The following is a 10,625-nucleotide window of genomic DNA, read 5'->3' as shown; positions in this document are numbered from 1 at the left end:
TGGCAGTTACCAATAACGGTGAGAGCGACCAAACCATCCAGCTAATTGATGTTCAAAAGGAGGTGGTGCTCGACACCATTCTGATAAAGAAGTCGTGGCTTGGACTTGCCTTTTCGTCCAACAGCCGCGAGCTCTATGCTTCGGGTGGAAACGACAACTTCGTGGTGAAGTTCAATATACAGAATAACAAGCTCATACCCTCCGACACCATCGTTTTAGGAAGGCCCTGGCCGGAGAAAATTTCCGTTGCAGGCATTGCTGCTGACGATGCCCACAATAGGCTATATGTGGTAACAAAGGATAACAACTCCCTATACGTAATCGACCTAAAGAAAAAGCAGATAGTAAAGAGGCTACCGCTTGGTGGGGAGGGCTATACCTGCCTGCTTTCGCCCGATGCAAAGAAGCTCTATGTTAGCTGCTGGGCATGCCAGCGGATACTGGTTTACAGCACCAACAAGGAAGCGTTTACTAGTGCCATTGCAGTTGGTAGCAATCCCAACGATATGTGCATCACACCCAATGGCAAATTTCTGTTCGTGTCCAACGCCAACGACAATTCCATATCGGTGGTTGATGTGGATAAAAACATGGTGGTAGAAACGTTGAACACCGCACTCTATCCCGACTCTCCGGCAGGTTCAACAGCCAATAGCGTTGCGCTCGACAGCAAAGGAACAACGCTCTACGTAGCGAATGCCGATAATAACTGCTTGGCGGTATTCGATGTTTCCAATCCGGGGTCAAGCCGAAGCCTGGGTTTTATTCCAACGGGCTGGTATCCAACCTGCGTTAGAACTATTGATCATACAATATTTGTAGCAAACGGAAAGGGTTACTCCTCCTTTCCAAACCCGCTTGGTCCAAATCCTACCCGTAGATCGGAAAAGGTTGAATACCAAAAGGCTGGTAAAACAGTTCCAAAAGAGCAATACATTGCTGGACTACTGCGCGGAAAGCTCAGCATTATTAACACTCCAGACAAAGAGCAGCTTGCCACCTACTCTCAGGTGGTATATGCCAATACACCCTACCACAAGGATGGTGAGATGAAGGCTGAAGGTTTGGAAGGAAACCCAATTCCTTCCCGCGTTGGTGATGCTTCGCCCATTAAGTATGTGTTTTATGTGATTAAGGAGAATAGGACATACGATCAGGTGCTTGGCGACATGCCACAGGGAAACGGTGATACCAGCCTTGTGCTTTTTGGGCAGAAATTCACACCAAACCAGCACGCATTGGCCAATGAATTTGTGCTACTCGACAACTTTTATGCCGATGGTGAGGTTAGTGCCGATGGGCACAACTGGAGCGATGGCGCCTATGCTACCGACTATCTCGAAAAAACTTGGCCAACAAGTTACGGCAACCGCGGTGGTGAATACGACGCAGAGGGACGTAGAGATGTGGCCAATAATAAGGATGGGTTTATTTGGGATTTCTGCAAGCGGTATGGCGTTACCTACCGCACCTACGGCGAATTTACCGATAACTATAAGCCAAACATTCCTGTACTTGTTGGTCATTACTGCCACTACTTTACCAGCTGGGATCAGCGCGTTCTCGACACTACTCGCTTTTATCAGTGGAAGCGCGATTTCGACTCCTTGCTCGCATGTGGCTCGCTACCTCGCCTAAATACACTTCGATTTATTAACGATCATACAAGTGGACTGCGAAGGGGAATGCCAACACCTTTTGCTAGCGTTGCCGATAACGACTTGGCCGTTGGCCTTTTTGTTGATTATTTAAGCCACAGTCCCATTTGGAATGAGTGTGCCATATTTATTGTAGAGGACGATGCTCAAAATGGTCCCGACCATGTGGATGCCCATCGCACTACCGCGTTCGTGGCTGGTGGCTTTGTTAAGAAGAACTTTGTGGACCACACCGCCTACTCTACCTCCTCCATGCTGCGAACCATTGAACTTATTCTGGGCCTTCCCCCTATGAGCCAGTACGACGCTGCCGCTACTCCAATGTTCCGCTGTTTTGACAACGTTGCCACCCATCCTCCGTTTATTCAGAGACCAGAAACGGTGGATCTTAATGATCTTAATAAGGTGAATAACAAGTGGGCAAAGCTGAGTGAGACTTTCGACTTTAGCAAGGAGGATCGTGTTCCCGACAATGAGTTCAACAAGGTGATTTGGGCCGCAGTAAAGGGTGAGGCTTCACCGTGTCCTGCACCAAAGCATGCAGCCTTTGTTGCTCTCAACAAAGTGGACGATGACGACTAGAGGAATGGAGATCCGGGCATGGTTATTCCTTTCCCCGGCTATCTATTCATGCCTAGTTCAGCCTCAATCCAGCCAATTACAAATGCCTTTTTCTCTACTTCGGTATTGAAAACATCACTTCCCGTATGGCCAGCGTTATGCTGGTAGTAGAGAAGGTATGGATTTTTGCCGTCCCCTTTTGCCTGTAATTCAGCAAGAAATTTAAAGGAGTGAAATGGGCTGAGCCGGTCGTCATTGTCGGAGGCAACAAGAAGCACAGAGGGGTAATGCACCCCTTTTTTCACATTTTGAACAGGGGAGTAGGAAAACAGGTTAACAAAATCGGAAGAATCAGCAACAGAACCATACTCGGCGGAGTAGCTATAGCCAATATTGAAGAGGTGGTAACGAAGCATGTCGAATAGGCCCGATTCGGCTACCGCAGTCCTAAAGAGTTCGGGATGTTGGGTAATGGCAGCACCAACCACTAGCCCTCCATTTGAACCACCCATTATGGCAAGCTTATTTGGATTGGTGAATCCCATTCGGATGAGGTATTGTGCTGCCGCAGTAAAATCGTCGAAGCTCTTCTGCTTATTGAGTCGGCTACCCGCTTTATGCCAACCGGGAAAATCGCCTCCACCACGAATGGCTGGAACCGCAAGCACACCACCCCGAAGAAGAAAGGCAACATTTGCTGGGTCGTAAAACGGCTTGGCAGGAATGCCAAACCCTCCATAACCGTAAAGCAAAAGCGGATTATTACCGTTGAGCAGCAACCCTTTTTTGTAGGTTACATAGAGCGGTATTTCTGTACTGTCCTTGCTTTTGTAGGTAAGTATAATGGTGTTAAACTGTCGATAGTTGTAGTTAATGAGGGTCTTGCCAACAGACCGCCGCGTAAGTGTGCGTAGGTTCACTTGGTATACGGTTGGCGGAGCGAAGAATGACTGGAATGAGTATATGGCCAAGCTGTCGGTGGCAGATCCCGAAATGTCCGTGACGGCATATCCCAAAGGGATGCTCCATTCGCCAATCGGTTCCCCGTTGAGCTTATGAACCACAAACTTCTCCCGTAGGCTATCGCTGTAGAGGCAAAGCAGCTTACCATCAAGCAATCTTAGCTGCGTAAGCATGGCATTGGATTCCGGTATCAATACCCTGCCATGGTTCTCTTCATTGGTTGAAAAAAGCACCACCTGACCTTTGGGGGCAAGCAAGTTGGTGAACACTATCAGGCTATCGTTTTCGTCACCTACAACTTCAAAGCGCTTGGTTCCATCGCTCACCGATAGCACTGGAACAAGAGTTGCATTCAGGGAGTCCTTTAAGCAGATGGTTGAAAGGCTGTTTAGCAGCCGATTATTTATAACTGCTGCATGGTAAATCGCCAAAAAATGCTCATCTGGGGTAACGTCAAAGGTGAAGAAATCGGTTGGGAGCTGAGGTGTATATATTAGCTTATCGCTGCCCTGAGTCGTTCCAAGTTTATGGTAATTGAGGGTTCTTCCATTAATGACTCCCTTGAACGACTCGTCATTGCTGGCAGTAGCGTATCGAATATAAAAAACACCATCTCTATACCATGCAAGGTTGCTGTATTTAAGAAAATGTAGCTCATCAGGGAGAAGGGTTCGGCTCTTGAGGTCCAGAAACCGAATAGTTCGCCAGTCGCTGCCATTCTCCGAAAGCATCAACGCTAGGGTGTTTCCATCGGGTGAAAGCAGAAATGAGCTAATGGCAGTTACCTTTTTATCCAAACGATTTGGATTGAAGAGAAGGACAGGCTTCTGGTAAAATGCTGTTTGGTAGTAGATCGATTGCGTCTCACCACTACTTGCATAGCTCAGCTGAAAATAGTAATGCCCCTGCCTAATCAGCGGCTGGTAGCTCACTTCAGATAATTTCTCCACCGAGGGATCGGTGGTAATCTTCCATCGAGTGTAACGCTTGGTCAACTTTTCCTGCATTGAAATCCACTTCGCTACATCGGTGTCATGAACGTTTTCTAGCCACCTGTATGGGTCGGTAACCACCGTTCCCCACAGGGTGTCGCTCACTGGGTGGGTTGGAGTGGTTGGATAGCTTATGGATGGTTGCGTCCAGCACCACAAAGGATGTATAAGAAGAAGAACAGCAAAAATCGTTTTCATGCCGAAAGCTGAAAAAACTGGGATAGATTTATATGCAAAATTAGCAGTATGTATTAATCGCAGCCGAATTCATTAAAAGATGTTGCCAAAAAAAATTATTAAAAAGGCAATATGTTTTTTTGTTTTTAAATCATTGTATTATATTTAAGAAAAAAATCATGGCAAGTAAAACAATTCGTTTTCTCAACTTTTTGTTGGATACCATTTTCTACCTATTAATTATGATATTATTTTTCAGAATATTCAGAGATGTTATAGATAGAAATAATGTGAAATGGATTTCGATTGTTGCTTATTTTCTTTACTATTTAATCTTTGAATTAATAGATGGAAGAACTGTAGGAAAGATTATTACTCGATCAAAGGTTGTTTCTACCACTATTGTTGATCGTGTTACTTTTTTTCAAATTTTAGGAAGAACGTTCGTGCGCTTACTTGTTTTGTTTGATGCCTTATCTTTCCTTTTTTTCAAGAAAGGATTACATGATTGGATTTCAAAAACTACTGTTGTAAAACTATAGTAGTTAATTATATGTTTAACCCTAAATCAGTTTTCAATGAAAAAGAGAGTTTTAAATGCGATGACGATAGCAGCAATATTGGCTACGTTGTCTAGTTGTGCAACCGTTTTTGGTGGAACAGTTTCAGAATGTCAACGGACAAAGCCAGCACCGGGTCAACCCCAAAGGCAAATTAGAGGAGGAGCCCTTATTGCTGATGTTGTATTGTTTTTACCTAGCACAATTGTAGATTTTGCTACAGGTGCAATCTACAAGCCTTGCGATAAGAAGTAATAGTTTATATCTGAGGTATCTACAAAGGAACTGTTTCGACCAGAACTGTTCCTTCTTTTGCATAATGCAAAAAGCCCTTTTTTCAAAGGGCTTTTTGGTCACTAACCATTAAACGTTCAACACTTTCATGTACTACTTTTTCTTTGCGTTAGCTATGAAGAAGTAGATCAGAAAACCTGCAGCAATAAACATCAGCTCAATTCCAAAAGGAGCCATGCCGTGCTGTGCATATCCAGAGTAGTCGCCGCTGGTATTAAAAAACTGGTCGTCTACTAGTAAGCCAATGCCGGCCATTAGGGCAACCAGTCCCCACTTCAGCGTTGGATAGCGATTTTCGTTTTCCTGCGGCTGAACGGTTATCTCGTTTAGAATGTCCGCTTTGTCAAAGTGTCCCGACTTAATAATCTTACGCTTAAGGAGAAAGTTGGTGAACATTCTTAGGATGTAGTATATTCCGAAGAAAACTACCGCCGTTGTGAATACGTCTTGCATAATTCTGTTTTTTAGTGTTAGTTCTGTTTCATTTGTCGTTAAATACTTTGGCAAGGTTGCAGCAGATGCTGTTTTTTTTCAGAATAGCTTCGTTTTTGTTGATAATAAACTATTTAATCATGGCGATGGAACAAAAAATTGTCAGAGGAACACCTGCCATTCTGTTTCTTTGCATAATTTTCACCGAAAATTAATTCGAGTTACATTTCCGATTTTCTGCAACCTTTTCATTGCTTGTTCCGACAAATAGTGTAGATGACCGACGCAGATCTCATAGCACAGATAAAATGTGGTAATACCAACGCTTTTCGTTTTCTGGTGAGTAAGTACCAGAGGCTGGTTTGGCATATGGTGCTGCGCATGGTTCGTCAACAGGAGGATGCGGAGGATATGTGCCAGGAGGTGTTTATTAGAGTGTTCCGAAATATCGATAGCTATAGGGGCGACTCCAAGCTATCGACATGGATAGGCTCCATTGCCTACAACACCTGTATCGACCATATTCGCAGAAGGGGAAAAGAAAAGTTACAGCTTAACGAAAACTTGGAAGATTTTTCTATCTCACTTCCTTCGCCTCAAACGCCCTCCGAACTTTTGCAGAGCAGCGATCTTAAGCGGTCGGTTCATCTGTTGGTTGACCAGCTGCCAGTTCACTACAGAACAGTTATAACGCTGTTCTACTTGGAGGAGTTTTCGATACAGGAAATTGGAGATATTACCAGTATGCAGGAGGGAACCATAAAGAGTTACCTTAACCGTGGCCGCAAGTTGATACGCGATGCACTGGTGAAACAGTTTCCTGACATTGCGGAAGAACGCATATTAAATAACGACAAACAGCTATCTTTATAACCATGAACAGCAAATCGTTACCCGACAATCTTGACCAGCTTATAGACCAAGCTCTATCTGCTGCACCGGAGTTTGACATTCCAGCGTCATTTGCCGATCGTGTTGTTGCTCGCATTGAGCGTCAAATTGCTTGGCGTCAACTCTTGCTCGATTTTGGCCTTAAGGTATTGGTGGTGGTTGGGGTGCTTATTGTACTTGGAGGAACTCTTTTTTGGGCCAATATGGATAAATCCCTACAAAGCATCGAATGGCTCTCCTTCTTCACACACAACCTTGTTCCAATTGGCGAGGTAGTGCTGGCTACCTTTTTTACTTTTTTTGTTGATCAGGTTGTGCTTAAGTATTTCATGCATCGCAGAAGTTCGATTCAACTTTAGCACAGTATATTTTGCCCTTCATTTTACTGTTGTGTAGGCAGTGAAAATGAAGGGCTTATTGTTTTCTATTCGTAAATCAGCGAGTCTACAGGATTTGCTTTTGCCGCCTTAATAGTCTGGTAGCTTATGGTTGCAATGGCGACGAGCAGAGCCGCTAGGAAGCCTGCTAGGAAATCGAACGGGCTGAGGGTGATGCGGTAGTAGTAGTTTTGCAGCCATGCCTTGGCAAGGAAGTAGGTAATGGGTAGGGCAATTGCCGTTGCAATGGTAACCAGCGCAATAATCTCCTTCGAAATGAGAAAGAATATGCTCATCACCGAAGCGCCCATGGTTTTTCGAATTCCAATTTCCTTGGTTCTTTGCTCCACTGCGAAGGAGGTTAACCCCAGCAATCCCAGTGAGGCAATGAAAATGGCAAGTATAGCAAAAAGCACGGCCAGCTGGGCGTTTTGTGTCTCCTCTTTGTAAAGCCTTGCAAAATCATCGTCGAAAAAGAAGTATTGCATGGGCTCATTGGAGGTGAAATCGCCCCACACCTTCTCTATGCTCTCCATGGTGTTGGGAATATCTTTGGGCATAATTCGCACCGTAATGTAACCCCAGTTATTCCCTTCCTTCTTGAAGCGTATCACGTAAGGCGTAATCTGAAAACGCAGTGATTCAAAGTTGAAATCTTTGACTACCCCTATTATGGGCATAAAGCTGTTGGCTGAACTATCGTCCATGCTTCTTGCGTTGATGAAGCGCGTTGCCAATGGATTGACAAGGTTAAATTGTTTTACCACACTTTGATTTACCACGCAGGCATTCTGGTCGGTGGGAAAAGCTTGGCTGAAGAAGCGTCCCGTACCCAGCTTAATGTCGTAGGTTTTCAAAAAGTCGTAGTCCACCCAGTTGGTTTGCATCAAAAAGGTCTCCTGCGCTCGCCCCTCCATCATGTAGCCGTTGTTATTGTTGTTGTGACCCGGAACAGCCGTTGAGGCGGTGACCGAAATTACGCCGGGAATACTTTTCATCGATTCCTTAAATGTTTTGATTCTTGGCCCAATGGTTTCTGCACGGGTAATTACCACCAGCTGCTCCTTGTTGAACCCTAGATTTTTATTGAGCATAAACTGGATCTGCCTAAAAATAACTATGGTTCCAACTATAAGAATAATGGAGATGGTGAACTGTAGCACCACCAGAACACTTCGTAGTCGGCCATTGCGCATGCTTGCCCTAATTTTCCCTTTTAGCACATCGTATGGGTTAAACGATGACAGGTAGAAGGCTGGATAGCTTCCAGAAAGGAGTCCAATGGCTATTGCAAGAGCTATTAGTGCGGGAATGGTGTAGATGTAGCCAAAGTAGTTCAACCGAAGTTCCGTGTCCAGAAGGTTGTTGAAGTATGGAAAGGCAAGTTCTACTATAAAAATGGCTAGTATGAGCGAACCAAATGTTAGCAAAACCGACTCTCCAATGAACTGCTCAATAAGCATTCCTCTGGTTGAACCGCTGACCTTTTTTATACCCACCTCCTTTGCCCTTTTGGAAGCCTGTGCCGTTGAAAGGTTCATGAAGTTGATGGCCGCTATGAGTATAATGAGGAGTGCTATACTGCCAAAAATGAGCAGGTATTTAGGATCGCTCGGTTGCTTCATATCCTGTTGAATGCTGGTGTTGAGATGTATGTCCGAAAGAGGCTGGAGATACATGTTATACTTATTCCCTTTTGCAAGAAAATCTTCAATGCTTACACCAAGAATTTGTTGAATTTGAGGTCCAACATACTTTTGTAGCATTGCCGGAATTTTTGCCTCCACCTGTTGTCTGTCGGTGTTGGGCTTTAACAGGAGGTCGGTTTCGAAGCTGTTCGAAAGCCACTGGTTATCCTTCGACCTAGGGTTCGACATAAATGAACCAATAACATTGGCTCGTATGTGTGATGCCTCAGGAATGTCCGCCATAACTCCTGTGACTCTGTAAAGCACGGAATCGTCGCCAACCTTCAGCATTTTATCCATGGGATTGCTGCTTCCAAATATCTTTTTTGCGGTGGATTGCGATAGCACTAGGCTATGGTCCGAAGCCAATGCCTCCTTGGGGTCACCCACAAGAAAGGGTATGGAAAAGATGTTAAAAAATGAAGAATCGGCTTCAATAAAGGCTGTTTCGGTAAAGCTTTGGGTATCATTTTTAAGAATGGTTTCTCCCCAGGCGTTAATGCGAGTAAAGTCTTCTACTTCAGGAAAATCTCTGAGCATGGTTGGCCCTATGGGCGCTGCTGTATATGCCACATTTAACTCCTGCCCGCCTATTTTTCCGTTTAGGATGAGCCGGTATATGCGATCCTTCTTTTGGTTAAACTGGTCGAAGCTGTGCTCATGCACTATAAAAAGAATGATTACCAAGCTGCAGGCAATACCAATGGAAAGCCCAAGAATATTTAGAAGTACATAGCCTTTCTGACGGTTAAGTGCACGAAAGCTATGCTTGAGTAGATTTTGAAACATGGGTAAGAGTTATAATGAGTAACTTGTTTTTACTGCATGGTTAAAGAACGATTAAGTATTCGGGTATGATGCATTTGCATCACTAATTTATATGATGAATTTCGACGCAAAATAGTTACAGTAAAACATAAAGTTGTGCTCTTTTTCTCTAAAATATTTTAGTAATGCAGCAACGCTTTCTCAAGTGTGCGAGTTTAGATTATTACTTCTTTTGTATTAAGACTTAAACCTTTGACTCTATTCTCTATTCAAATCATGGAAACTTAACTGCTCGGGTATGGAGACAAAGCTGCTCAATAACGAATCGGTAGACACAATTCATTCGGCCTTTGTGGAGGCGTTTAGCGACTATGCAGTGAACATAGCCATGACGAAGGAGAAATTTCAAGATTTTATTCGGTGCCGCGATATCAACAAGGATTACTCTGTGGGGCTCTATGAAAAGGGGCTTGTTGGATTTATACTCAATGGCTACCGAATAATTGATGGTCAGCGGTATTGCTACGATGGAGGAACCGGCTTTTTGCCCACCTATCGCAACCAAGGACTAGGAAGTAAGCTGCTTCAACAAATGATTATGATGCTCCGGGAGCGAGGAATTCAACACTATGTTCTAGAGGTATTAGAAGACAATATTCCGGCCCAAAAGCTTTACGAAAAGTATGGCTTTCACATTTCTCGTCACCTGCTCTGCTACAAAGCACAGAGAAAGGCGATGGCCGAGTTAAACTTGGTTGATAAGAACTTTCGGTTGAATGAGATAGATGGTAATCAACTTGCGAACTATATAACTTGGTGGGATTATACTCCCACCTGGCAGAATGCAACCCCCTCTATTTTAAATGATCCCAACTATCGAAGTTTTGAATTGCTCCGCGAGAATGAGGTTGTTGGATATGGTGTAATTCATTCTACGGCCGGCGATATTCCACAGTTTGCCATCAAAAGAGAATTTAGAGGTAAAGGGTTTGGCAAAATTCTATTTAAGATGCTCGCTGAATCAACCTATGCAGAAGAGTTACGGCTAATAAACGTTGAGGATAAACCTGAGTTCGCTGCCGCGTTAGAAAAAATAGGATTTGCACCTTTTGTAAACCAGTTTGAGATGCAATTCAGTTTTGAAAACTAGCCACTATTCGCTAGTTGCCATCTGTTCAATCCTGCCAAAATAGTAGGCAAGTCCAAATGAAATATCCACGGAGGAGATTTTCATCGTTTGGCCGCTAAAAGTTGGTCTTAAGCT

9 protein-coding genes are annotated in these 10,625 nt (G+C 44.1%); 6 read left to right on the top strand and 3 right to left on the bottom strand.

Going from position 1 to position 10,625, the window contains the following annotated elements; translation table 11 throughout:
- Positions 1–2,240: bifunctional YncE family protein/alkaline phosphatase family protein (locus tag VMW01_16890; protein HUW07918.1), on the top strand; the 2,240-nt coding region annotated here is incomplete at its 5' end.
- A 38-nt stretch (positions 2,241–2,278) separates the two neighbouring features.
- Here VMW01_16890 and VMW01_16885 read toward each other — a convergent pair.
- A complete protein-coding gene (locus VMW01_16885; protein ID HUW07917.1) occupies positions 2,279–4,372 on the bottom strand; it encodes a prolyl oligopeptidase family serine peptidase in 2,094 nt (697 codons plus the stop codon).
- Positions 4,373–4,530: 158 nt separating this feature from the next.
- Between VMW01_16885 and VMW01_16880 the strand changes: the two genes are divergently transcribed.
- Both VMW01_16880 and VMW01_16875 read left to right on the top strand, forming a co-directional pair.
- Positions 4,531–4,893, top strand: coding sequence for an RDD family protein (locus tag VMW01_16880; protein ID HUW07916.1), 363 nt, complete (start codon positions 4,531–4,533; stop codon positions 4,891–4,893).
- Between the two features lie 36 nt (positions 4,894–4,929).
- The gene (locus tag VMW01_16875) at positions 4,930–5,166 is read left to right on the top strand and encodes a hypothetical protein (protein ID HUW07915.1); all 237 of its coding nucleotides are present in this window, start codon (positions 4,930–4,932) and stop codon (positions 5,164–5,166) included.
- 132 nt (positions 5,167–5,298) lie between these two features.
- On the opposite strand, the gene VMW01_16870 is transcribed toward VMW01_16875, so the two are convergent.
- Positions 5,299–5,658 carry a hypothetical protein gene (locus VMW01_16870; GenBank protein HUW07914.1) on the bottom strand — a complete coding sequence of 120 codons (360 nt, stop codon included), beginning with the start codon at positions 5,656–5,658 and terminating at the stop codon, positions 5,299–5,301.
- 255 nt (positions 5,659–5,913) lie between these two features.
- Here VMW01_16870 and VMW01_16865 point away from each other — a divergent pair, with 255 nt between their 5' ends.
- Both VMW01_16865 and VMW01_16860 read left to right on the top strand, forming a co-directional pair.
- Positions 5,914–6,510, top strand: coding sequence for a sigma-70 family RNA polymerase sigma factor (locus VMW01_16865; GenBank protein HUW07913.1), 597 nt, complete (start codon positions 5,914–5,916; stop codon positions 6,508–6,510).
- Positions 6,511–6,512: 2 nt separating this feature from the next.
- Positions 6,513–6,887 carry a hypothetical protein gene (locus tag VMW01_16860; protein HUW07912.1) on the top strand — a complete coding sequence of 125 codons (375 nt, stop codon included), beginning with the start codon at positions 6,513–6,515 and terminating at the stop codon, positions 6,885–6,887.
- A gap of 65 nt (positions 6,888–6,952) precedes the next feature.
- Here VMW01_16860 and VMW01_16855 read toward each other — a convergent pair whose 3' ends face one another.
- Entirely contained in the window at positions 6,953–9,382 is a 2,430-nt protein-coding gene (locus tag VMW01_16855; protein ID HUW07911.1) for an FtsX-like permease family protein, read from the bottom strand.
- A 277-nt stretch (positions 9,383–9,659) separates the two neighbouring features.
- Here VMW01_16855 and VMW01_16850 point away from each other — a divergent pair, with 277 nt between their 5' ends.
- The gene (locus VMW01_16850) at positions 9,660–10,511 is read left to right on the top strand and encodes a GNAT family N-acetyltransferase (protein ID HUW07910.1); all 852 of its coding nucleotides are present in this window, start codon (positions 9,660–9,662) and stop codon (positions 10,509–10,511) included.
- Positions 10,512–10,625: the final 114 nt, after the last annotated feature.

Origin of the sequence: Williamwhitmania sp. (genome assembly GCA_035529935.1) — a bacterium.
Classification (GTDB): domain Bacteria; phylum Bacteroidota; class Bacteroidia; order Bacteroidales; family Williamwhitmaniaceae; genus Williamwhitmania.
Note: the sequence above shows the minus strand (reverse complement) of the source record. Positions and strands in the feature narration are given on the sequence as shown.

What these genes read in the sequence shown, in the direction of transcription:
- VMW01_16850 (HUW07910.1), top strand. Translation starts at nt 9,660, where the DNA reads ATGGAGACAAAGCTGCTCAATAACGAATCGGTAGACACAATTCATTCG.
- VMW01_16875 (HUW07915.1), top strand. Translation starts at nt 4,930, where the DNA reads ATGAAAAAGAGAGTTTTAAATGCGATGACGATAGCAGCAATATTGGCT.
- VMW01_16860 (HUW07912.1), top strand. Translation starts at nt 6,513, where the DNA reads ATGAACAGCAAATCGTTACCCGACAATCTTGACCAGCTTATAGACCAA.
- VMW01_16880 (HUW07916.1), top strand. Translation starts at nt 4,531, where the DNA reads ATGGCAAGTAAAACAATTCGTTTTCTCAACTTTTTGTTGGATACCATT.
- VMW01_16885 (HUW07917.1), bottom strand. Translation starts at nt 4,372, where the DNA reads ATGAAAACGATTTTTGCTGTTCTTCTTCTTATACATCCTTTGTGGTGC.
- VMW01_16855 (HUW07911.1), bottom strand. Translation starts at nt 9,382, where the DNA reads ATGTTTCAAAATCTACTCAAGCATAGCTTTCGTGCACTTAACCGTCAG.
- VMW01_16865 (HUW07913.1), top strand. Translation starts at nt 5,914, where the DNA reads ATGACCGACGCAGATCTCATAGCACAGATAAAATGTGGTAATACCAAC.
- VMW01_16870 (HUW07914.1), bottom strand. Translation starts at nt 5,658, where the DNA reads ATGCAAGACGTATTCACAACGGCGGTAGTTTTCTTCGGAATATACTAC.